Here is a 21,887-nt window from a genome sequence, read left to right on the forward strand (position 1 = left end):
CCGAACTCACGCTGCTGCAAGATACAAGCCGCCGAGTGCCGTCAGCACACCCAGGCTGCGAATGATGCGTGGTGCCCAGGCGGGATCGTTCCGGGTGGCCACATTGGCGCCGTAGCCGATCAGGAGCCCGGCCGCATGCAGAAGCGCTGTCGCCAAAACAAAGCCACCGGCATAGGAAAGTTCGCCAGCCGAGCCGATTTCACCGCCGTGGGCATGGCCGTGACAAATGCCGAACACCCCCACCAGTGCCGCACACACGCCAAGTGGCAGGCGCAGTGCAAGGGCGACAACGACACCCAGAACCACGACCGATGTCAGAATGAACGGTTCGACGTAGGGCAGCGGAACGCCGGCAAGCGAGAGCAGGAAACCGACGATCATCGCACCGACGAAGGCGGTCGGCAGAGCCCAGACGGCGCGCCCGCCAAGAAGGGCGGCCCAAAGGCCAACGGCAATCATCGCCAGCACGTGATCGGTGCCGAACAGTGGATGTGTAAAGCCGGCAGCAAAGGAGCCGTGTTCGGACGGATCCAGATGGGCAAGGGCGGGAGAGGCGGTCAACAGGCCGAATGCGGTGGCAAGGCCGAGGCGGTAGAGCATGAAATGTTCCTTCGGTTGGTCACTCCGGTGCCCCGGGATGGGTCGCACCGTTCATGAAGAGCTCAAGACCTGTGTACTATCGATGATTCTGGGAGCCTGTAAACCACAACGGCGGTCTCTTTCGTGAGGCGTGTGCCGGGTAGCGCAACGGAAGAACTGCGACAATGTAGTCCGGTTTCCCGATAGGGAGCAGCTTTTCAGGCTGCTAAATTTCCGGCTGAAGGTTCTTCAAGATCGGTTCGAGCCGATGAAGATGGTGAAGGCAGGATACCTGTGAGCGCTAGATTGGACGAAGCACAAGTTTCCCCAGGGCGGAAATCCTCTCCGGCCCCCAGCCGAAGCGAAGGGGATGACGGCGGAGAGGCGCTTGCCTCGCGAACCGTCGAGATCTGCTTTCTGCTCATGAGAAATTTTTCCCTGCTCTCCTTTGCCTCTGCAATCGAGCCTCTGCGGATCGCGAACAAGGTGTTGAAACGCAAGGCCTTCACATATCGCTGCTGCAGTCTGGACGGCAGCGATGCCGTTGCCAGCAACGGCAGCACCATACGAGCCGACTGCGCCATCGGCGATGTCGAGCGGCCGGATCTTCTTGCGGTCTGCAGCAGTGATGATGTGGAACGCATTGGGCTGACACTGGCTCAGAAGGTTGCGATCCGGAAACTGGCCAACCGCTCCAGCCGGATCGCAGGCATCTGCACTGGTGCCTATGTGTTGGCCGACTTCGGCCTGCTGGACAACAGGAACTGCACGATCCACTGGGAATATGCCGATTTCTTCAAGGAGCGGTTTCCTGATGCGCGGCTGGTGGACAGCCTCATTCAGACGGACGGCAAGTACATGACCTGCGCCGGGGGAACCTCCGCGCTCGATCTGATGATCGGCTTCGTGGCCCAGGTCCACGGCGGCGCGGTTGCTGCGGACGTCGCCGAAATTGCCCTTCATCACGACTGGCGCAGTGGCAACGAGCGGCAGCACAAGCACATGCGTGATGATCTGGAATCCGTTTCGCAGCGGGTGCGCAGCAGCATAGCGCTGATGACGGAGAACGTCGTCGAGCCGCTCTCCTTGCAGGAAATCGCGCAGAAACTGGACGTAAGTCCCCGCCAGTTGCAGCGAGAGTTCCAGAAATATCTGAAGTGCAGCCCGCAGGAATATTACGCAAAGGTTCGTCTGGACATTGCTCGCCAGCTCGTCTGCCGCACTTCAATGCGCATGATCGACATCGCGATGGCCTGCGGCTTTGCCAGCGCGTCCCATTTTTCGAAACGCTACCGGTCTGCCCTCGGCACAAGTCCTGCTGCGGACCGTCAGCAGCATGGCCGGGTTTTCGAATTCTAGCAGGACTTACTCGGCTGCGGGCTTCAGGCTTGCCATCAGATGATGGAATTTCTCGCCCTGTACGGAAACGTGCCGACGGATGGCCGCCGCCGCCCGTTCACCGTCGGCAGCCTCGATGGCGGCAACGACGTCTTCATGTTCGGCCATGGATTGTTTCATGCGCCCGCGCACGCGCAACTGCACCCTTCGGAAGGGCTGCAGACGCCGTTGAAGGCGAAGGCATTCCTGCTCCAGAAAACGGTTGCCTGACTGGCGGTAGATGATGGCGTGGAATTGTTCGTTTTCCAGATAGTAGCCATCCGTGTCCTGCGCCTCGACGGCGTGTTTGCAACGCTCGTTCGCAGCGTGAAGATCGGCAAGGGCAGTTTCGGAAATACGCGCGGCAGCCAGGCGCGCACTCACGGCTTCCAGCTCTGCCATCACTTCGAACATTTCGATCAGTTCCACCGGACCGGGTTGCCGGACGAAGACACCGCGGCGGGGTATCTGCACGACCAGACCGGACTGGGAAAGCCTGTGAAGGGCTTCCCGGACCGGTGTTCTGGAAACCGAAAACCGGCCCGCAAGCTGAACCTCGTCCAGCCTGTCGCCATCGGCGAAAGTGCCGTCGAAAATCAGCCCTTCAAGCGCATCCGCGATGCGGTCGGATCGTTTTCTTTCCATGTTTCGCATTTAGCATAGGAGTTTTTCGCGCGCAATATTGTCGATCTTGTATACAAAATGACTTGACAGAAAAACATCACATGAGGGTAAGATCGAATTCCGGTTCCCGTCCGGAACCATCAGGGAGGAAAAAATGAACTTCAAATTCTCAGCGTCGGTTGCTGCCGTGACGCTTTTCGCCAGCGCGCTCACCGCCAACGCGACCGAGCTGCGCCTGTCTCACCAGTGGTCCACCGGCGACGTTCGCCACAAGGTGGCCCAGATGGTTGCCGACGACGTGGCGGCGGCCGGTGTCGATCTCGACATCAAGATTTTCCCGTCCCAGTCGCTTTTGAAGGCGCGCGAACAGTATAAGCCGCTGTCTCGCGGTCTGCTGGACATGACCGTTCTGCCGCTCAGCTATGCCGGTGGCCAGCAACCTGCCTATAACCTCACCCTGATGCCGGGTCTGGTGAAAAACCATGACCATGCGGCCCGCATGAACGAAAGCCCGTTCATGGAGGCCATTGAGGGAATCATGGCCGAGGACGATGTGATCGTGCTGGTGCACGGTTACCTGGCCGGCGGCTTTGCAGCCAAGGACAAGTGCATCACCAAGCCGGAAGACATGCCGGGCCTTCAGACCCGCGCTGCGGGCAAGGCCTTTGAGCAGATGCTTGCAGGCGCAGGCGCTTCGATTGCCTCGATGGCGTCTTCGGAAGTCTACAATGCCATGCAGTCCGGTGTTCTGGACGCGGTCAACACCTCGTCCTCGTCCTTTGTCAGCTATCGCATTTACGAGCAGGTATCCTGCTACACCCCGGCTGGCGAATATGCGCTCTGGTTCATGTACCAGCCGCTCCTGATGAACAAGGCCAAGTTCGACAGCCTGACCGAAGACCAGCAAAAAGCGCTGCTGGCGGCTTCTGAAAAGGCGCAGGCTTTCTATCTCGAAGAAGCCAAGAAGGAAGATGCGGCCTCTGCAGAAGTCTTCCGTGAGAACGGTGTCGAAATCGCCGAAATGACCGCAGCGGACTTCGATGCCTGGCGGGCTCTTGCCAAGGAAACCTCCTACAAGGCGTTCGTGGAAGAAACCCCGAACGGTCAGCAGCTTCTCGATCTGGCATTCGCCGTCGAATAAGCGACTGAACTTGCGGGGCGGCCTGAAAGCCGCCCCGAAACCTGTTCCAAAGGACCTCATTTCAAGGAGTGACCCATGGCGGGCCACAGTACGGCTGCGGTAGCGCATGCCGGCAGCAACCCCTTCTTGCGCGTTGTCGCAGCGATTTCGACCGTGGCCGGCTGGTGTGCGGCAGCGATGATCGTTGTCGCCGTCGTCGTCACTTGCCAGATGATCTTCGTGCGCCTCGTGCTCAACGCTTCCACCGTCTGGCAGACCGAAACGGTCATTTATCTGGTCATCGCCGCAACCCTTGTGGGGCTGCCTTACGTTCAGCGGCTTCGGGGGCACGTCAATGTCGACCTGTTTCCCCTGTCGCTGGCACCACGTGCCCGCTTCGTGCTGGCCTGCATCACGCTGTCAATCTCGATCCTGGTCATGGCGATGATGCTCTTCTACGGCACTGAATTCTGGTACCTCGCCTGGTCGAAGGGCTGGACCTCAGACACAGTCTGGGGCGTCAGGCTCTGGATCCCGTATCTGTCGATCCCCGTTGGGTTCGGACTGCTGCTGCTGCAGCTCGCCGCAGATCTTTACGCGGTTCTCATCGGTATCGACAAACCCTTCGGTCTGGAGGACAAATAATGGATCCCTTGCTGCTCGGCGCCCTGGTGGCGGTCGCCACCATCCTGGTCCTCTTCTCCGGCATTTCCGTTGCGATCGGTCTGTTGATCGTTTCCGCCGGCTTCCTGCTGGCATTCGACGGCTTCCGGTCGCTCGAACTGATGCCCGAAATCCTGTTCGGTAAACTTGATAACTTCGCCCTTCTGTCGATCCCCATGTTCATCATCATGGGCGCCTCCATCGCCTCCACTCGGGCGGGGGCCGATCTCTACGAAGCTTTGGAACGCTGGCTCACCCGGGTACCCGGTGGATTGGTCGTCTCGAACCTCGGTGCATGCGCCCTGTTCGCTGCGATGTCCGGGTCTTCCCCCGCCACCTGTGCGGCCATCGGCAAGATGGGTATTCCGGAAATGCGCAAGCGCGGTTATCCGGACGGTGTCGCCGCCGGCTCCATCGCCGCGGGCGGCACGCTCGGCATCCTGATCCCGCCGTCCGTCACGATGATCGTCTACGGCATTTCAACCGAAACCTCGATCGGTCGTCTGTTCCTGGCAGGTGTCATTCCCGGCCTGATGCTGATGGGTCTTTTCATGGCCTGGTCGCTCTATTCGACCTGGCGCAGCGGCAATGCCAGCGTGCTCAGCGCGGGCAACTATTCCTGGGCGGAAAAGTTCGAGATCCTGCCGCGCGTCCTGCCGTTCATGCTCATTATTCTGGGTGTGCTCTATGCCATGTACGGCGGCATCGCGACACCGTCTGAAACCGCTGCCGTCGGCGCTCTGCTGTGTCTGCTGATCGCGGTCATCATCTACCGGCTCTGGAGCCCGAAACTGCTCTGGACGGTGCTGCGCGACAGTACGCGGGAAAGCGTGATGATCCTCTTCATCATCGCGGCAGCCGGTGTCTTCTCCTACATGCTGTCGTCGCTTTTCATCACGCAGGCGATTGCAGAATGGATCGGTACGCTGTCCGTCAACCGCTGGATCCTGATGGCGGCAATCAACGTCTTCCTGCTGATTGCCGGTTTCTTCCTGCCGCCCGTCGCGGTGATCCTGATGGCGGCACCGATCCTGCTGCCGATCATCACCACAGCCGGCTTCGATCCGATCTGGTTCGCGGTTGTCCTGACCATCAACATGGAGATCGGTCTGATCTCTCCTCCGGTCGGGTTGAACCTCTACGTGATCAACGGCATCGCTCCGGATATTTCCTTGAAGACGATCCTCACCGGGTCCCTGCCTTTCGTGGCGTGCATGTTCGTGGCGATCGTCATCCTCTGTCTGTTTCCGGAACTGGCCACCTGGCTGCCGGACGTGGTGATGGGAGAAGCGCGGTGATGTTTCTGGCCGATCTGCTGACGACCGTTTTCGAACGAAGATACCTGTCGAAGGGGGCGGACAAGGCGGATGACCGTCCGCTCGAGGCGCTCGTCGCCGATCTGATCGGTGCAACCGGGGAGGTCTCCGGGCAAAATCTTGCCCGGCAGATCCTCAGCCGGTATGGCGCTCTCAATGACGAGGAAAAACGTGCCTTCTTCCGTCATCTCGCGGACGGTCTGGCCGTATCGGCTCCGGCTGTCAGATCGGCGTTGGAGCATTATGAGAAGGGGCAGTCGAAGGCAAGTTACCGCGAATTCATGGAGGCTGTCGAACCTCCGCGGCAGGAACTGATCCGGCGGCTCAACCAGGTTCCGGACGCAACCCGGCTTCTGGTCGGCATGCGCGAGGACCTGTTGCGCCTCAGCAAGGGCGATGATGCCCTTCAGGCGCTTGATCTGGACTTCCGGCATCTGTTTGCCAGCTGGTTCAATCGCGGCTTCCTGGTCCTTAGGCCGATCAATTGGGAAAGCCCGGCCCAGCTTCTGGAAAAGATCATCGCCTATGAAGCCGTTCACGCGATCGACAGCTGGAGCGATCTTCGCCGGCGTCTGGAACCTGTCGACAGGCGGTGCTTCGCGTTTCTGCATCCGGCAATGCCGGATGAGCCGCTGATCTTCGTCGAAGTTGCCCTGACTAAGGGAATTCCAGGCTCCATCCAGGGTCTTCTTGCCGAAAACAGAACCCAGATCGAAGCAGATACGGCGGATACCGCGGTGTTTTATTCGATCTCCAACTGCCAGGCCGGCCTTGCTGGCATTTCCTTCGGCAACTCGCTTATCAAACAGGTGGCCGCGGATTTGTCGCTTGAGCTGCCCAAGCTCAAGACATTCGTCACCTTGTCGCCGATCCCGGGGCTGGTCCGCTGGCTGGAAGGCGAGGGGATCGACCACGGCTCTGCCGACGAGGATACCTTGCGCAAGCTTGCAGCCCGGTACCTGATGACCGCAAAGCGCAAGGACGGTCTGCCGCTGGACCCAGTTGCCCGCTTCCACCTTGGCAACGGTGCATTGGTCCACCAGGTGCACGCAGGCGCGGATCTTTCCGACAAGGGAATGAAGCAGTCTGCCGGCGTCATGGTCAATTATCTCTACGATCTGGAGAAGGTAACCCAGAACCATGAGAGGTTCGCTTCGACCCGGACAATTGCCGCTTCATCTGAAATCAAATCACTCAGCACTGCTGGAGAAAACGCGTTCACTTTAGAGCTATCCGCACTGAACTGAATGCGGCTAATAAGCTCTAACAATATAGAATCGATCAGCTTTTTGGCCTTGCAAGGTTAGATCGAAAGCCTGCTGATCCAGGAGCCCCATAGATGACAAACCCACTCTACGACCAACTGTTCGGAAAGCATGCCGGCAAGAACACTCCCTTTCTGATCTTTCAGGACGGCTCCATCCTGACCCATGCGGCGTTTCTGGAAAGCGCGGCGCAGATTGCCCATGTTCTGACCGACAACGGCATGGTGGCTGGTGACCGGCTCGCCGCCCAGGTCGAAAAGTCAGCCACGTCTCTGGCTCTTTACGCGGCCTGTGCTCAGGCGGGGATCGTGTTCCTGCCGCTCAATACGGCCTACACCGTCGATGAGCTCAGCTACTTTATCGAAAACAGTGGTGCCAGGACTGTGGTCTGCGACGGTGGCAGCAAGACCTTGCTGGACCCTGTCGTCTCGAAACTCGGTGCCCGCCTCGAGACGCTCAACGCTGACGGAAGCGGGTCGCTGACGGATCAGGCCAAAGCCAAACCCTCGGAATTTGCAACAGTGGAACGGGCGCCGGACGATCTCGCCGCTTTCCTTTACACCTCCGGCACCACTGGCCGGTCGAAGGGGGCAATGCTGACACAGGCGAACCTGTTGTCGAATGCCGCCACCCTGGCGGAGCTCTGGCGCTTCACCGACAAGGATGTGCTGCTGCATGCCTTGCCGATCTTCCACACTCACGGGCTTTTCGTTGCAACCAACGTGTCGCTGGCTGCTGGTGGTGCCATCCTGTTCCTGCCGAAATTCGATCTCGACGCCATGATCGATCTGATGCCCAAGGCAACGACGATGATGGGTGTGCCGACCTTCTACACCCGACTGCTTCAGGACGAGCGTTTTACGGCGGACCTCACAAAGGGCATGCGGCTGTTCATTTCCGGAAGCGCGCCGCTGCTTGCCGAAACGCACCGGCAGTTCGAGGAAAGGACCGGTCACCGGATCCTGGAGCGATACGGCATGACCGAAACCAACATGAATACCTCCAACCCGTATGAAGGCGAGCGCCGCGCCGGGACGGTCGGTTTCCCGCTCCCGGGCGTGGAACTGAAGATCACGGACCCCGCGACAGGCGACACGTTGCCGGCCGAAACGGTTGGCCAGATCGAGGTGCGCGGCCCGAACGTCTTCAAGGGGTATTGGCAGATGCCGGAGAAGACCGCTGCCGAATTGCGGGAGGACGGCTTCTTCATCACCGGTGATCTCGGGATGATCGACGCAGACGGCTATGTCCATATCGTCGGGCGCAACAAGGACCTGATCATTTCCGGCGGCTACAACATCTACCCGAAGGAGATCGAGTTGATCCTGGATGCCCAGCCCGGGGTTCGGGAAAGCGCCGTCATTGGTGTGCCGCATTCGGATTTCGGTGAAACAGTCTTGGGACTGGTGGTGCCGGATAGCCCGGAAACGCCCGATCTGGACGCGATCCTTGCTGTTGCCGGAACATCGCTCGCCCGTTTCAAGCATCCGCGGAAGCTTGTTCTGGTCGACAGCCTGCCGCGCAACACCATGGGCAAGGTGCAGAAGAACGTTCTTCGCGAGCAGTTCAAGGACACTTTCGCAACCGCTTGATCTCAGCCGTTTGATCCGGCCGGCGTTAGATGCCGGCCGTGATTGCGGTTTGCAGGCCGACCTTCCGGGTTGGTCTGCAATCCATACTCGTGCTAGCTCTGAAGAAGGACAGTCGGGGCAGGCACATGAGCGAACGTGAGAACGAAGACCGCAAGATCCCGGCAAGCGATCCGGTAATCAGGCTGACCCGTTACGCGCAGGTTCCGATCCTGGCCGGTCTGTCTGTTGCCATGGTGCTGTTTCTCGTCACCTTCTTCGTCGATATCTACGACGCGATCCAGAGCTTCGAGTTTCTGGATCGAAAGAAGACGATTCTGCTGATTCTCAATCTGCTCGACATGGTGTTCATCGCCAATCTGGTGATCATGGTGGCGACCAACACCTACAACACCTTCCGGCTGAAGGCGCTTGTGCAGGGCGATGACTACATCCAGCAGGGCGAGAAGGCCTACAGGCGGATGAAGCACCGGATCGTCTCGACGATCATCATCATCTCATCGATCCACGTATTGAGCGAACTTCTGGAATTTTCCCAGACCACACCGCTTCAGGTTGCCGCCCTTCTGGGGTTTCATCTCGTCCTTCTGGCAACTTATGTGGTCACCAACGTCTTCAAGTCGAGCGACTGACGGGAAAGCACGGGCCACAGGCATCTGAGGATGCCTATGGCACGAGCAGGCCGAAGAAGGACGTGGGGAAGGCCCCGGGCGGCAGGATCAGTTCCAGCCGCCGGCGTAGGTCTTGTAAAAGATGTGCAGGCCGACTTTGCCGCGTTTTGCCATGGACTTCGCCCACCGCGGGTTGACGTAGGTCGCATGATAGTGCGTCGAAGCGTCGACCATCTTCGAATAGCGCTTGCCGTCAGCGACATCCCTTGCCAGCTTCTGGGCCGTTGCCCAGGCGGTCGGGCTGGAAATGCGATCCTTGATACCATCGCAGGCAAAGGAGAACTGGCAGCGGTTGCGTTTGTGGCGGTTCTGGTAAACGACGCCGCAGATGCTGTCCGGGTAGGCCGGGTTCTTGACCCGGTTCAACACGACCTGCGCGACGGCCACCTGGCCATCTTCGCTTTCACCGCGAGCTTCGAAGTAGATGGCCTCGGCAAGGCAGCGCTGCTCTTTCTTGTCTCCAACGGAAAGCGGCAGCGGCTTTTGCGCCCACCAATGCGGGTTGTCGGGATCTTCCGGCGGCGGCAGCTCCTGCTCGTACATGGCAGCGCCGAACAGCGCGTCGAAGGGTTCCTTGGTTTCCTTCACGCTTTCAGGAGCGTAGGCGGAAACGAGGGAGAAGCTGGCGGCAGCGGCATTGCGCGCCATCATGACCTTTTGCAGGTCCAGCGGCCCACCTTCCGGGAAACCATCCTTGCCGTTGCTGGCGAGCATGCTGGTTTCCTGGGAGTTGAGCGGCTGTGCCTTGACGAAAGCGACGCGCGGCAGATCCTCGTGTTTCTTCTCCGTCGAGATCAGGCTCGACATGGCGTAGAGATTGCCGGCTGCCCTGTCGACCATCTGGCGGTCCGGCGCCATCGTGATCAGGCGGTCGCTTTTGGCGGTGCTGTTGGTGAGGATCGTATCGGGCACTTCGGTCGGCCTGGCGTTCATGGCGACCTCTTCAAAACCGACGAGTGGCTTGGCCTCGAAATCCTCATCTGCCGACGTCAGTGTCAGGATCGGTGCAGAGATATGGTCGGGTACCGGCGTCGTGCCGAGCGCCAGTTTCGGTGCAACCTTCGTCGTGAAATTCGCTGGCTCGAGATACATCATCCAGCGCGGCGATTCCGCCTTGCGTGAGTTGACGAGCGAAAAGATGTCCTGGTTTCCAACCGATCCGCCGATACCGAGCCAGACCAGTGGGCAGGCAACAAGAACATATTTGAGCCGGCGCATACGCGCACGGACCGGGCCGAAATCTTGTGTCACTTTAGAAGAAAACCGCTTTCCGTTGCGGGACTTAAGGCCAGACATACGCAGCCAACTCCAACTCGTTACACATCGTCCCGAAAACGCCGGACGAACAGCGTGAACGCTGTGTAAACAACGACGCTGAAATTGAAGATGTCTGCTTAACCTTGAAAGAGCGTTAATAAGACTGGAATTCGTGGAAAATCGTGGAAGTTTTCGCGTCGATAGGAGGAGTTATGGTTAATATTACTAAGGACTTAACTTTAATGGCCGTGTCGAAAAAAATCGCAGAAAGCCGTCAGCGCCCGCCTACACGAAGCCCGGGGGCAGGCCGTTCGCTCAACAATTGATGGCGGAACCGGAACAGGGCGGCCGGGCGGCCCCCGGTCGCGGTCGACGTTGCACCGGTCGGTTCGACAAGGTCGGCGTTTTCTACCAGGCGGCGGAAATTCTGCTTGTGCAGATGACGTCCCGAAATGGCCTCGACAGAGGTTTGAAGCTCGGTGAGCGTGAAGGTCTCCGGCATCAGTTCGAAGATCACCGGTCGGTATTTCAACTTGCCGCGCAACCGGGAAATGGCTGTCGCCAGCACCCGGCGATGGTCGAAGCGCATCGACGCGCCGAGAAAAGGCAGGTTTGACCGCCGCAGGGCCGCGGGCCGTCCATCGGTCCGGGCTTCTTCGACGAGGCCAGCCTCATAAAGAAGTTCGAACCGCTCCAGCGCCCGTTCTTCATCCCAGGAAGTTCCGCCGGTGCCAAAGGCAAGGCGCACCCGTTCCTGACGTCCAAGTGGTTTGGGCGGCTCACCCGAAGGCGGCGGTTCGCTGGACCAGGCGTCGAGAGCAGGCAGGATGTCCCGATCCAGGACCTCGGGACGCCCGGTGCGCCAGTCTTCCCAAGGGAAATAGTCGTACCAGGAACGCCATGCCGAATCGTGCCGCAGGAGCATGCTTTCCGAATCCGGGGTCTGACGTGTCAAAGCCAGATATCCGACCGAAACCACATGCGGTCCTTCATCACCGAAGACCCGGTGCCGGCCACGGTCGCCGAAGGTGTAAAGCTGTTCGACATATCCCAACCTCAGCGCGGTCTGGTTTTCCACCCAGGAACGCAGGCCGATTTCGAAGGTGCGGTGACGGATCGGGTCGAATGGACCAAACGGAAGGCTGTCGAGTGTTGCCTCACCCGGCGCGTTCGTACCGCTCTCTGCTCCGGTTTGCTGGCCTGTCTGTGTACTGGCCTCCTTCGCATCGTTCACGTGAACGATCTGGGGCAGGCCTCCGGCAACCGATACGATGACGGCATTCAATCCGATTTCAATATTGGCTTGCCGGTGGGGCATTGCGTCTCCGTGGTTGGTCGTCAGTCGATCGGCATGACAAAGGGGTTGCCTTCAAAGGCATTTGCACCGCGGCCGATGCCCCGGATCGCGTCGATCATGCGGCCATCACGGCCGAGAATCTTGTCGCCCATCGCAACAATCCGGGCGTTCGGTGTGGCCGACGGCGACCGCGTCCGAAGGATCTTCGCAAGATCGTATTCATCCGCATTCGGGTTGAGCGCACAAGCTGCCACATAGGCACCGGCCGTCGAGCGGCTGATGCCTGCCCAGCAGTGTATCACCAGTGGTTCCTGCCGGTCCCAGGATCTCACGAAGGACAGAAAAGCCTCCACTTGCCTTTCACTGGCCGGAACCAGCCCCTTCACCGGCGTTACAATGTCGTTGAAGGCAAGAAACAGATGGCGTTCCGGCAAGATACCGACGGGTGTCGGCACGTTCATTTCGGCGTTGATCAGGGTGATCACGGATTTGGCGCCGGTGGACACCACCGTTTCGGGCAATTTCGACAGGGAACAAACGTGCAGCATGACAGAACCGGTTCTTCGCATCCGTCAATAAACTAGGGTCATTCGTGGGCAAGGTCACCCGTTAGCTTGTCTGCTTTTCGGGTTGTTCCCAGCTTCGCGCAGGGCTTCGATCTCTTCAAAGCGCTGCATGAACATTTCCTGGGCAGATTTCACCGGCAGAGGCTCAAGGCCGTAACGCAACTTGCCGTTCGCATCGAGCGGAAAACCACGTGGTTTGCCGAAAATCTTGGCAGCTTCGTCTTCGTCGAAACCGGCCAGTTCCACAGCCTCGAAATAGGCACAGATGATGTCGGCGCGCTTTGCGAGCTTCTTCACGGCCACGGGAATTGCCGCGGGCAGACCGAACCGCAGGTGGATTGCCCCCTGCAGGCGTGATTCCACCCCCTTGTAAGCTTCACCAATGACGGACTTGAAGGGGGATATCATGTCACCGATGACATATTCCGGCGCATCATGCAGCAGAACAGCCAGGCGCCAGTGTGGCGGCAGATCCGGTTTCAGCATCATGGCGATGTCTTCAACGATCAGCGAATGTTCCGCGACCGAGAAGGCATGGTTGCCATAGGTCTGTCCGTTCCAGCGGGCGACACGGGCAAGGCCATGGGCGATGTCGGAGATCTCGACGTCGAGCGGTGAGGGGTCCAGAAGATTGAGCCGTCTGCCGGACAACATGCGCTGCCAGGCGCGCGGGGGCTGGTCGGTTCGGGCAGAGGCCATCGGTCCTCAAAGGTCTCGCGGTTTCAATCCGCGGTGCTGGGCTCCGGCAAGGAAAACGATGCCCAGTCGGGCACCTTGACCAGAATCTCCGCGTCACCGCATTGCAGAGGGATGCCGTTGTCCTTGGCTTGGGCTACCTTGTCAAGACGGAGCAGGGCAAGGCCCACAGCGCTGTCACCGGTACCGGCACTTGACCCGAGCGCCCCGACGGATTTGCCGCCGGCCATGATATCGGCGCCCTTTTCGGGGAGCATCGCGCCGCTTTCGATCTGAACGAACCGCTTGCGGGCGCTGCCCCGGTGCTGCATGCGCGAAACCACTTCCTGGCCGACGTAACATCCCTTGGAAAAGGAGACACCGCCAAGCTGATCTAAATCGGCATCGTGAGGGAAAATATCCGAGTAGTCGTAGTCTTTCAGACCTTCCGGCACGCCTTTTGAAATGCGGTGAAGATCATAGGCTGCAACGTCCGCGGGTGAACCGTCGAGCATTGCGGAAACATCAGCCACTGAACCGGAAATACGCATCCCGAGCGCTGGCAGCCGCGGATCCGTGACGCAGGCCAGGGCTGCCTCCAGACCAAGATTCAAAGCGTTGCCCGCTTCCGAAGCGCCATCCCAAACCGCAATCACACCGATGTCTTCCGGCAGCAGTTCCAGTTCCACCTTTGCCCGCAGCCGATAGAATGTCAGCCGTTTCAGAAGGTCGGCTGCCGTTTCTGATGGGGCGTCCAGCAGATACCCGGTTTCGACGCGGTAAATCAGGAAATCGAACAGGATCTTGCCCTGGGGCGTCAGCAGGGCACCTGCGCGAGCGCCACCTTCCGTCATGCCGTCGATATCTGCCGTCACCAGGTTTTGCAGGAAATGCTGTGCCTCGGCACCGCCAACGCGGATCAACGAGCGGTCGGACAGGTGGGCATAGGACAGGGTCGACACGGCAGGCTCCATGGAACGGATGACTGATTCAGACAGGTTGACTGGCCAGTTTCACTTGAGTGCCACATAGGCGCTTTCCCCACCGTGGGCAAGGTTCTGAATCTGTCGACCCCTGTCTGGTCCTTTGCCGCCGGGCCGCGTATAAGCCCGTTGAATAGACCTGCCGACAGACCCGAATTAACGCGGAGGAGCCACATGAGCGCGACCTATGACCTGATCCTGAAGGGCGGAACCGTAGTCAATCAGGACGGCGAGGGGCAGCGTGATGTCGCTGTTCGCGGCGGCCGGATTGTCGGCATAGGCTCCTTCGACGCTTCACAGGCAGGCGAAACGGTCGATTGCACGGGGCTGCATGTCCTGCCGGGCGTCATGGACACCCAGGTGCATTTCCGCGAGCCCGGTCTCGACCACAAGGAAGACCTGGAATCCGGTTCCCGTGCTGCCGTCATGGGCGGCGTCACCGCGGTTTTCGAGATGCCGAACACCAATCCGCTGACGACTTCCGAGGCAGCCCTTGCCGACAAGGTGCGGCGCGGACACCACCGCATGCACTGCGACTTTGCCTTCTGGGTCGGCGGTACGCGGGATAACGTCAAGGACATTCCTGACCTGGAACGACTGCCGGCGGCAGCGGGCATCAAGGTGTTCATGGGGTCTTCCACCGGCGACCTTCTGGTGGAAGACGACCAGGGCGTGAAGGAAATCCTGTCCGTAACCCGCCGCCGGGCGGCCTTCCACTCCGAGGACGAATTTCGCCTGCGCGAACGTCAGGGAGAACGTGTTGAAGGCGACCCAAGCTCCCATCCGATCTGGCGTGACGAGATCGCAGCGCTTCAGTGCACCCAGCGTCTTGTGGGCATTGCGCGCGAAACCGGCGCCAAGATCCACATTCTGCATCTGTCTACGGCAGAGGAGGTCGATTTCCTGATCGACCACAAGGATGTCGCCTCCATCGAGGTGACGCCGCACCACCTGACATTGACGGACGAAGCCTACCACCGGCTGGGTACGCTGGTTCAGATGAACCCGCCGGTGCGTGCACCGCGCCACTCGGAACGTCTCTGGTGGGCCTTGCAGCAGGGCATTCTCGACATCTTCGGTTCCGATCATGCCCCGCATCTTCTGGAAGAAAAGCAGAAGCCCTATCCGGCGTCCCCGTCCGGAATGACCGGTGTGCAGACGCTGGTTCCGATCATGCTGGATCACGTCAACGCAGGCCGCCTCAGCCTCGCGCGTTTTGTCGACATGACCAGTGCAGGCCCCGCCCGTCTTTTCCAGACGGCGCTCAAGGGCCGGATCGCAGTCGGCTACGATGCCGACTTCACCGTGGTGGACATGAAGCGCAAGGAAACGATCCGCAACGAGTGGATTGCCTCCAAGTGCGGCTGGACACCTTATGACGGCAAGGACGTCACCGGCTGGCCGGTTGGGACTGTTGTCCGCGGGCAGCGCGTCATGTGGGACGGCGAGCTGACGACACCCTCGCGTGGCGAACCCGTCCGTTTCCTGGACGGACTGAAAGCCTGAGAAAAGCCGCTCCTGCGGGAACCGTTGGCGTGAATGGGCCGTTTTCCCCATTCAGGCCCCGTTCACGTTGCGGCTGCTAGCTGTACAAAATGTGATGTGAATAACAGCCGCGAGCTGGGTAATGTGCGACTTTGCGGCTGAAAGGTCGAAGGAAACCAATAAGTAACCGTGTTTCCTAACCCGATCTACACAGATGTTGGTTACAGTTTTAATCGAGCTTTATGGGTATTTGCGTTGGGGAGCTCAGGGATGTTGTCATTGGAAATGAATAGCCGGAGCAGGCACAAGCGCTCGCTGCTCAACTTGACCGGTGCCGCAGTTATTTCGTTCGCCGCCATGTCGGCCGCATTCGCGCGTGACGCCGCTCCGGAAACGGATGTGGCAAGCGAACCGCCATTGCATATGCTGGTGTCGCTGGACGAGCAGAAGATCAAGGTCTATCGCGGCCTTGATCTGATCGAAGTGTCGTCGATTTCCTCCGGGAAGCGCGGCCACAGCACACCGACCGGTGTGTTTTCCATTCTGGAAAAGAGGCGCAAGCACTTTTCCAACCTCTACGACAATGCGCCGATGCCATTCATGCAACGTCTGACATGGTCGGGTATTGCCCTGCATGTCGGAAGGTTGCCCGGCTATCCAGCTTCGCACGGTTGCATTCGTCTTCCGAAAGCATTTGCACAGTCGCTTTACAGCATGACCGAGCGCGGCATGCATGTTGTCGTGACACGGGGCGAGGCGAACCCGCTTGGTGTGCATCACGCTGTATTGCCGCAGCCCTATGTGCCTGAAACCGAGGTCGCAAGCCTGACGGACGAGACCATTGCAGCCGATCCGGCTCTGCGTGGTGCCATTCAGGAAGCGCCCCTGCAGGCTAACCTGCCGGCAGTACAGCCGGAAAATCCTTATTTCGATCAGCCTCTTCGGATGATCATCACGCCGCAGAAAGCACCAAGCCGCATTCAGGTGCTGCAACAGCTGCTCAACCAGATGGGCTTCAATGCCGGTCCGGAAGACGGTGTCATGGGCCGCAAGACCCGTGCAGCAATCAGCCTGTACCAGGAAGGTGCCGAACTGCCGGTAACCGGTCAGCTGACCAATGCGCTTGAGTTCCGCATCCATGCCGATGCCGGATACGAAGAGCCGAAGAATGCAACGCTGCGGATCCGTCGCAAGTTCCGCGATGTCTATTCCGCCCCTGTCTCGATCAAGGATATCGACCAGGAAATCGGAACGCACGTTTTCACTGCCATGGATTTCAAGCCCGGTGACTCGTCGGTCGAGTGGATGGCGGTATCTGCCGAAGGTGAACGCGGTGGCGCGTCGATGGACGTTCTCGACCGGATCGAGATGTCCAAGAAGGTCGCGCTTGAAGTTTCCAGGATGCTGACCCCGGGTTCGTCCCTGACGGTCACGGACCGAAACTTCACCCGCAACACGGGTCTTGGCACCGACTTCGTGGTTATCACGCGCTAGGTTTGGATCTCCCAACGGTCTGGACGGAAACACAGCCCCCGCTTCGGCGGGGGCTTTTTTGTTTCGTTTCCGCTGGGGAGGAATGCTTCCCATCGATGAGGACGCTCCTGACTGCCGAGGCAGGTCTTCACTGGCGTTTATTATCCGGATAACGGCTCGTTTCTCCGCAAACGTCACCAAACTGTCGCGTCCGTCACGTATCGGAAAGCAGTTTATTGGCGCAGGTGACTCGGGAGAAAGACATGGCGCAGAGCACGCTTACCGCATCGAAGAAACGTCTCAAGAATGCGGTTCACCGTTCCGAAGCCACCTCCAAGGACGGGTTTCTCGAGCGCCTGTTCACATTCGCTTTCAAGGGCCTTGTCTATCCGCAGATCTGGGAAGATCCGGATGTCGACATGAGGGCTCTTCGCCTGACGCCGGACTCCCGAATGATCACGATCGCGTCGGGCGGCTGCAACGTCATGTCCTACCTGACGGCAAATCCGGCCGAGATCACTGCGGTGGACCTCAACCGTGCACATGTGGCGCTGGGCCGGCTGAAACTGGCGGCAGCCAAGCATCTGCCGAATTACGAGGTCTTCTACAGGTTCTTCGGTGAAGCAGACGAAAAGGCCAATGTTGCCGCCTATCAGCGGTTCCTGAAAGACAAGCTCGATCCTGAAACGGTCGCCTACTGGGAAGGTCGTGACATGGCCAATTGGGGCCGCAAGAGGATCACGCTGTTCTCGCGCGACCTCTATCATCACGGTCTGCTGGGCTATTGCATCGGCGCGGGACACCTGGTCGCAAGGCTCTATGGCATCGACCCGAAGCACATGGTCAAGACCAGGTCGCTGGAAGAACAGCGCACTTTCTTCGATACCGCACTGGCACCGCTGTTCGACAAGCGTCTGGTGCGCTGGGCTACGTCCAAGAAGATGTCGCTCTACGGCCTCGGCATTCCGCCGGCGCAGTATGACGCCCTGGTATCGGCCAGTGCCGAACGTGACATGTCTGCGGTTCTGCGTCAGCGGCTTGAGAAACTCGCTTGCGACTTCTCCATGCAGGACAACTATTTCGCCTGGCAGGCCTTCGGCCGTGGTTATGCTCCAAGCGGTCAGGACAGCACTGGGCCGGCCGGGCCTTTGCCGCCATACCTAAAGCGCGAACATTTCGAGGAAATCCGTCAGCGTGCGGGCCGGGTCCGTGTGCTCAATCGCAATTTTACCGAACACCTTCAGTCGGTTCAGGACAATACGCTTGACGCCTATGTGCTGCTGGACGCCCAGGACTGGATGACAGACCATCAGCTCAATGCACTCTGGACCGAGATAACGCGGACCGCTCTTCCAGGTGCCCGGGTCATCTTCCGCACCGCTGCCGAACCGACACTTCTGCCGGGCCGCGTATCCGACCAGATCCTGAACCGCTGGACCTACGAGGAAGAGGAAAGCCTGGAGCTTGGCCGTCAGGACCGCTCCTCCATTTATGGTGGCTTCCATCTTTATGTGTTCAACGGCTAAGCTGGCCGTCCTGCGTACGGAAACATAGCGTCATGACCCAAGCCGTCGAAACAGCCCGGCTGATGGATGCCGTCTATCGCCATCAGCGCCATTTTTACGACCTGACCCGCAAGTTCTACCTGCTCGGGCGCGACAAGCTGATCCGAGAGCTTCAGCCGCCGCGAGACGGCGTCGTGCTGGAACTTGGCTGCGGCACCGGCCGGAACCTGATTGCGGCTGCAAAAGCCTATCCGGACGTTCGTTTCTACGGTCTCGACATTTCCAGGAACATGCTGGAAACCGCCCAGAAGAACATCGACAAGGCAGGCCTGACAGACCGGATCACGCTTGTGGAAGGCGATGCCGCAAACCCGGCGGCAACGGAAGGTTTTGGTGTTCCGGCTTTCGACCGCGTCTTTTATTCCTATACGCTGTCCATGATCCCGATCTGGCGCGAAGCATTGGCGGCAGGTGCCGCGCGGCTGGCGCCGGACGGGCGGATCCACGTGGTCGATTTCGGTCAGCAGGAACGCTTGCCTGGCTGGTTCAAGCGCGTCCTGTTTGCCTGGCTCAAATCCTTCCACGTGTCTCCACGAGCCGACCTGGAAGGCGAGTTGAAAGTCCTGGCTGCCAGCATCGGCGCAGTTGCCTCTTTCCATCGCCTTTACGCCGGCTACTCCGACTATGCGGTGATCTCGAAATCGCAGTAACCGAGGCACGCAAAAACACGTCGGATCGCTACAGAACCGGCGTCGAAGTTACGGACACCCCTGTTCGGCCCAAAGCCGCAGCGCATTCTTGAAAGTGCCGCCGTAGGGGTGCTGTTTCTCGATGGTTCTGGACTTGTCTGCGACATAGGTCTTGGCCTGGTCGCACAGGTTCGCTTGCTCCCATTGATGACAGGCGGCACAAGTCTTGTCCTTCCAGACCGCTTCCGGCAGGCCCTCGATCGGCGGGAATTTCGGCGATCCGGTGATCAGCTCCGAAATGCTTCGGGTGGCGATATCCGGCTCTCCCATGGCAAGGGGGGCGTTGAATGCTATGACGGCTGACGGTTCCCCCGGATCGGCGGCAGGTGAGCCTTGCTCGGCGATGGCCGGCGCGTCTTCCTGCTGCGGCTGACTGGCGACCGGGTCCGTGCTCTGCTCCTTGTTGACGATCGTTTGCAGCTCCAGGCGTGCGAGTTCGGCAAAGGCACCGTTCGGATATGCGTCCAGATAGGTTTGATAGGCGCTTGCGGTGCCCTCCCGGCGCGCTGTTTCGATCATGTCACGCTCGCTTGTCTGGGGCGTGGCAGGTTCGGATTCCTGTTGTGGGGCAGGTGTCGCCTGCGCGGTGGGCTGCGTTTCCTTCTCCATCAGAGCCGTCAGGAGTTCCCTGGCTTTTGCGGAGTATCGGCTGTCCGGGTGCGCGCGCAGGAACAGGAGGACCTGCAAGGGGTCCTTGCTGAGTTTCACCGTGTCCCAGATCTGGCGCAGCTCGACTTCCTCGGCAGAGGGAGCCTTGGCCGGGACAAACTGAAAATCAACGGTGAGAGAGGATGTATCCCACGGGGTCTGCTGGTTGCCGGTCTCCTTCAGAACATCGACCCGCACCGCCTTGAAAAGGGTTTCGACGGGCATGCCGGGTGTCGGCATGTGCCGGGCCAGCGCTTCGGTGAAAGGGCTGTTGCCGCCGATACCATCGAGCGCGATGTCGCCCGGTGCGGTGGAATAGGAGAGGAAAGTGCCTCTTGGGGCCTTCATTTCTGCCAGACCGTTGTCGCTGAGGTCCGGGATGGAAACGAACGGATTGTTTCGGCAGGCATCCAGAATGACGATGTTGGTCCGGTTCCGTGCCGAGAACATCTGCCGCAGAACGGCCTGCGCAGGGACACCGACCAGGCTGAGGTCGGCAGCGTCCTGAAGTTCGATATCGACCGGAAGGAGAAAGTTTGCACCGAACGATTGCACGCCGTGGCCGGCATAATAGAACAGCCCGGTTGCGTCCTCGCCTGCGGCCCGCAACTTGCTGCCGAACTGCGAAATCGCCGTGATCATCTCGTTCTGGCTGGAGTCGGTGACGAGGGTTACCTCGAAGCCGACCTTGCGCAGCGCGTCGGCCATCAGGCTTGCGTCGTTTACCGGATTGTCCAGCGGCGTCACGGTCGTGTAGGCGCCATTGCCGACAACCAGAGCCAGCCGCGGTTCCGCGTGAGCCCTCTCAGACATCGCGCCGATGGTCACTGTCAGTGCCAGGAGGATTGCGATTGCAAAGCGGTTCATGTTGGACCTATTCGACAACGACAAACTCTATCCGCCGGTTGCGTTGCTTTCCTTCCGCGGAGGTGTTCGGAGCGACGGGACGGCTTTCGCCATACCCGACACTCCTGATCCTGCTGTCGGGAACGTTCTTGGAGACAAGATACTGCTTGACCGCGCCCGCCCGGCGTTCGGACAGAGCCAGGTTTGATGTATCGCTGCCATCACTGTCGGTATGTCCTCCGACTTCAATGGTCAGCTCCGGGCATCTCATGATGATGTCAACGAGGCTGTTCAGGAGTGGCTGGCTTCGCGGATCAAGCTGCGAACTGCCGCTTGGAAAGTAAATGTTGTCCGTGCGGGACAGGATCTCGAACCGGCCGGTGCAAGCCTCGTTATCCAGGTTGCCTTCCGGTTCAAGCGCGGTGCTTGCAGCTGGCTGAGAAGCGGCCGCCTGCTGGGTCTGGTCGTCGGCATCGTCCTCGTCCGTTTCGCCCGATTTGCGGGCGAAGACGAAATCGAAGGAGACCGTTGCCGATGGCACGATGACGACGCCGGCGGCTTCCTCGAGCTTCTTGATACCGCCACCGAGGGCGAAGTCGGAAGCTGCGACAGACACCGGCGCGGTGCTCGAAACGGCAACCAGGTCTTCGCTCAGATAGGTCACCGTAACATTGGCCTCGAACGGTTTTGAGACGCCGTGAAGGTCGAGATTGAAGGCAAGCGGGATCGTCTTGCGTTTGACGGTCGGAAGATCAGCCAGGGCTGACGCATCAATTTTCGTCGAGATGACGGCTTCAGGGAACTCGAACGTTTCGAAGAAGAGAAACCGCATGCGCACGTTTCTAAGGTCGATTTTCGTATCGATCGAGTCAAGAAAGACGCGGACCCTGGCATTGCCGGCATCGTCAATGCCGCCTTCAAATTCCGCGAAAGAACTGGATTCCACAATGGTCAGGTTCTTGACCGACTGGAACCGCAGGGAAGATGCATCCCGTTGCAGGGTCCAGCCGCCTTCAAAGAATTCTTCCGATGCATTGGCAGGCGACTGAATAAGGACCACTGTCACCAGCGCAAGGAAGAGCATTTTCCAGGCGAACCGCACACCATTCATCTTCCTACCCCTTCAACCCGGACGGCGTTGATCGCCAATTTTCGTAGCGTCCTGAAAGTTTTACAACGTCAGCGGGGGAATGCAACGG

20 protein-coding genes are annotated in these 21,887 nt (G+C 59.5%); 11 read left to right on the top strand and 9 right to left on the bottom strand.

Annotated elements, in window-relative coordinates:
* Positions 1-6: 6 nt before the first annotated feature.
* Positions 7-600: a HupE/UreJ family protein gene (locus J7447_RS00545; protein WP_023001936.1), complete on the bottom strand. Its 594-nt coding sequence runs from the start codon at positions 598-600 to the stop codon at positions 7-9.
* A 402-nt stretch (positions 601-1,002) separates the two neighbouring features.
* Between J7447_RS00545 and J7447_RS00550 the strand changes: the two genes are divergently transcribed.
* Positions 1,003-1,938, top strand: coding sequence for a GlxA family transcriptional regulator (locus J7447_RS00550; protein WP_023001935.1), 936 nt, complete (start codon positions 1,003-1,005; stop codon positions 1,936-1,938).
* A gap of 6 nt (positions 1,939-1,944) precedes the next feature.
* Here J7447_RS00550 and J7447_RS00555 read toward each other — a convergent pair whose 3' ends face one another.
* Positions 1,945-2,601: a GntR family transcriptional regulator gene (locus J7447_RS00555; RefSeq protein WP_055657918.1), complete on the bottom strand. Its 657-nt coding sequence runs from the start codon at positions 2,599-2,601 to the stop codon at positions 1,945-1,947.
* 133 nt (positions 2,602-2,734) lie between these two features.
* Here J7447_RS00555 and dctP point away from each other — a divergent pair, with 133 nt between their 5' ends.
* The 6 genes from dctP (at position 2,735) to J7447_RS00585 (ending at position 9,165) form a co-directional block, all read left to right on the top strand.
* Positions 2,735-3,721 carry a TRAP transporter substrate-binding protein DctP gene (dctP, locus tag J7447_RS00560; protein ID WP_075282301.1) on the top strand — a complete coding sequence of 329 codons (987 nt, stop codon included), beginning with the start codon at positions 2,735-2,737 and terminating at the stop codon, positions 3,719-3,721.
* 75 nt (positions 3,722-3,796) lie between these two features.
* Positions 3,797-4,345 carry a TRAP transporter small permease gene (locus J7447_RS00565; RefSeq protein ID WP_055657921.1) on the top strand — a complete coding sequence of 183 codons (549 nt, stop codon included), beginning with the start codon at positions 3,797-3,799 and terminating at the stop codon, positions 4,343-4,345.
* Positions 4,345-5,661 carry a TRAP transporter large permease gene (locus tag J7447_RS00570; RefSeq protein WP_023001931.1) on the top strand — a complete coding sequence of 439 codons (1,317 nt, stop codon included), beginning with the start codon at positions 4,345-4,347 and terminating at the stop codon, positions 5,659-5,661. Before J7447_RS00565 ends, J7447_RS00570 begins: the two co-directional genes overlap by 1 nt.
* Positions 5,661-6,926, top strand: coding sequence for a malonyl-CoA decarboxylase (locus tag J7447_RS00575; RefSeq protein WP_023001930.1), 1,266 nt, complete (start codon positions 5,661-5,663; stop codon positions 6,924-6,926). Before J7447_RS00570 ends, J7447_RS00575 begins: the two co-directional genes overlap by 1 nt.
* Before the next feature lie 92 nt (positions 6,927-7,018).
* Positions 7,019-8,536, top strand: coding sequence for a malonyl-CoA synthase (locus J7447_RS00580; protein ID WP_023001929.1), 1,518 nt, complete (start codon positions 7,019-7,021; stop codon positions 8,534-8,536).
* Between the two features lie 125 nt (positions 8,537-8,661).
* Positions 8,662-9,165, top strand: a complete 504-nt coding sequence (locus J7447_RS00585; RefSeq protein ID WP_055657928.1) for a YqhA family protein — start codon at positions 8,662-8,664, stop codon at positions 9,163-9,165.
* Positions 9,166-9,252: 87 nt separating this feature from the next.
* On the opposite strand, the gene J7447_RS00590 is transcribed toward J7447_RS00585, so the two are convergent.
* From J7447_RS00590 to J7447_RS00610, 5 genes are all read right to left on the bottom strand, one after another.
* Positions 9,253-10,500, bottom strand: coding sequence for a cell wall hydrolase (locus tag J7447_RS00590; RefSeq protein ID WP_077290690.1), 1,248 nt, complete (start codon positions 10,498-10,500; stop codon positions 9,253-9,255).
* 235 nt (positions 10,501-10,735) lie between these two features.
* Positions 10,736-11,779 (bottom strand): NAD regulator, encoded by a 1,044-nt coding sequence (locus J7447_RS00595; RefSeq protein WP_075282304.1) that lies wholly within the window; start codon positions 11,777-11,779, stop codon positions 10,736-10,738.
* A gap of 20 nt (positions 11,780-11,799) precedes the next feature.
* Positions 11,800-12,306 carry a tyrosine phosphatase family protein gene (locus J7447_RS00600; RefSeq protein ID WP_209168450.1) on the bottom strand — a complete coding sequence of 169 codons (507 nt, stop codon included), beginning with the start codon at positions 12,304-12,306 and terminating at the stop codon, positions 11,800-11,802.
* A gap of 54 nt (positions 12,307-12,360) precedes the next feature.
* Complete coding sequence (locus J7447_RS00605) at positions 12,361-13,023, bottom strand: HD family hydrolase (protein ID WP_055657932.1); 663 nt, start codon at positions 13,021-13,023, stop codon at positions 12,361-12,363.
* 23 nt (positions 13,024-13,046) lie between these two features.
* A complete protein-coding gene (locus J7447_RS00610; RefSeq protein WP_353653735.1) occupies positions 13,047-13,961 on the bottom strand; it encodes a folate-binding protein YgfZ in 915 nt (304 codons plus the stop codon).
* Between the two features lie 195 nt (positions 13,962-14,156).
* Here J7447_RS00610 and J7447_RS00615 point away from each other — a divergent pair, with 195 nt between their 5' ends.
* From J7447_RS00615 to J7447_RS00630, 4 genes are all read left to right on the top strand, one after another.
* Positions 14,157-15,488, top strand: coding sequence for a dihydroorotase (locus J7447_RS00615; protein ID WP_023001922.1), 1,332 nt, complete (start codon positions 14,157-14,159; stop codon positions 15,486-15,488).
* 264 nt (positions 15,489-15,752) lie between these two features.
* Complete coding sequence (locus J7447_RS00620) at positions 15,753-16,961, top strand: L,D-transpeptidase (RefSeq protein ID WP_023001921.1); 1,209 nt, start codon at positions 15,753-15,755, stop codon at positions 16,959-16,961.
* 242 nt (positions 16,962-17,203) lie between these two features.
* Positions 17,204-18,466 (top strand): DUF3419 family protein, encoded by a 1,263-nt coding sequence (locus tag J7447_RS00625; RefSeq protein WP_168686135.1) that lies wholly within the window; start codon positions 17,204-17,206, stop codon positions 18,464-18,466.
* A 32-nt stretch (positions 18,467-18,498) separates the two neighbouring features.
* Positions 18,499-19,155, top strand: coding sequence for a class I SAM-dependent methyltransferase (locus J7447_RS00630; RefSeq protein WP_209168451.1), 657 nt, complete (start codon positions 18,499-18,501; stop codon positions 19,153-19,155).
* Between the two features lie 48 nt (positions 19,156-19,203).
* Here J7447_RS00630 and J7447_RS00635 read toward each other — a convergent pair whose 3' ends face one another.
* Together J7447_RS00635 and J7447_RS00640 are read right to left on the bottom strand one after the other, a co-directional pair.
* Positions 19,204-20,709: a caspase family protein gene (locus J7447_RS00635; protein WP_209168452.1), complete on the bottom strand. Its 1,506-nt coding sequence runs from the start codon at positions 20,707-20,709 to the stop codon at positions 19,204-19,206.
* 7 nt (positions 20,710-20,716) lie between these two features.
* On the bottom strand, positions 20,717-21,799 hold the full coding sequence (locus J7447_RS00640) for an OmpA family protein (RefSeq protein WP_152504537.1): 1,083 nt from the start codon (positions 21,797-21,799) through the stop codon (positions 20,717-20,719).
* Between the last annotated feature and the right edge of the window lie 88 nt (positions 21,800-21,887).

The sequence above is a fragment of the Labrenzia sp. R5_0 genome (genome assembly GCF_017743835.1).
GTDB classification, from domain to species: domain Bacteria; phylum Pseudomonadota; class Alphaproteobacteria; order Rhizobiales; family Stappiaceae; genus Roseibium; species Roseibium algicola.

What these genes read in the sequence shown, in the direction of transcription:
- J7447_RS00580 (WP_023001929.1), top strand. Translation starts at nt 7,019, where the DNA reads ATGACAAACCCACTCTACGACCAACTGTTCGGAAAGCATGCCGGCAAG.
- J7447_RS00590 (WP_077290690.1), bottom strand. Translation starts at nt 10,500, where the DNA reads ATGTCTGGCCTTAAGTCCCGCAACGGAAAGCGGTTTTCTTCTAAAGTG.
- dctP (WP_075282301.1), top strand. Translation starts at nt 2,735, where the DNA reads ATGAACTTCAAATTCTCAGCGTCGGTTGCTGCCGTGACGCTTTTCGCC.
- J7447_RS00605 (WP_055657932.1), bottom strand. Translation starts at nt 13,023, where the DNA reads ATGGCCTCTGCCCGAACCGACCAGCCCCCGCGCGCCTGGCAGCGCATG.
- J7447_RS00640 (WP_152504537.1), bottom strand. Translation starts at nt 21,799, where the DNA reads ATGAATGGTGTGCGGTTCGCCTGGAAAATGCTCTTCCTTGCGCTGGTG.
- J7447_RS00545 (WP_023001936.1), bottom strand. Translation starts at nt 600, where the DNA reads ATGCTCTACCGCCTCGGCCTTGCCACCGCATTCGGCCTGTTGACCGCC.
- J7447_RS00570 (WP_023001931.1), top strand. Translation starts at nt 4,345, where the DNA reads ATGGATCCCTTGCTGCTCGGCGCCCTGGTGGCGGTCGCCACCATCCTG.
- J7447_RS00600 (WP_209168450.1), bottom strand. Translation starts at nt 12,306, where the DNA reads ATGCTGCACGTTTGTTCCCTGTCGAAATTGCCCGAAACGGTGGTGTCC.
- J7447_RS00595 (WP_075282304.1), bottom strand. Translation starts at nt 11,779, where the DNA reads ATGCCCCACCGGCAAGCCAATATTGAAATCGGATTGAATGCCGTCATC.
- J7447_RS00555 (WP_055657918.1), bottom strand. Translation starts at nt 2,601, where the DNA reads ATGGAAAGAAAACGATCCGACCGCATCGCGGATGCGCTTGAAGGGCTG.
- J7447_RS00625 (WP_168686135.1), top strand. Translation starts at nt 17,204, where the DNA reads ATGGCGCAGAGCACGCTTACCGCATCGAAGAAACGTCTCAAGAATGCG.
- J7447_RS00585 (WP_055657928.1), top strand. Translation starts at nt 8,662, where the DNA reads ATGAGCGAACGTGAGAACGAAGACCGCAAGATCCCGGCAAGCGATCCG.
- J7447_RS00575 (WP_023001930.1), top strand. Translation starts at nt 5,661, where the DNA reads ATGTTTCTGGCCGATCTGCTGACGACCGTTTTCGAACGAAGATACCTG.
- J7447_RS00630 (WP_209168451.1), top strand. Translation starts at nt 18,499, where the DNA reads ATGACCCAAGCCGTCGAAACAGCCCGGCTGATGGATGCCGTCTATCGC.
- J7447_RS00635 (WP_209168452.1), bottom strand. Translation starts at nt 20,709, where the DNA reads ATGAACCGCTTTGCAATCGCAATCCTCCTGGCACTGACAGTGACCATC.
- J7447_RS00620 (WP_023001921.1), top strand. Translation starts at nt 15,753, where the DNA reads ATGAATAGCCGGAGCAGGCACAAGCGCTCGCTGCTCAACTTGACCGGT.
- J7447_RS00550 (WP_023001935.1), top strand. Translation starts at nt 1,003, where the DNA reads ATGAGAAATTTTTCCCTGCTCTCCTTTGCCTCTGCAATCGAGCCTCTG.
- J7447_RS00565 (WP_055657921.1), top strand. Translation starts at nt 3,797, where the DNA reads ATGGCGGGCCACAGTACGGCTGCGGTAGCGCATGCCGGCAGCAACCCC.
- J7447_RS00615 (WP_023001922.1), top strand. Translation starts at nt 14,157, where the DNA reads ATGAGCGCGACCTATGACCTGATCCTGAAGGGCGGAACCGTAGTCAAT.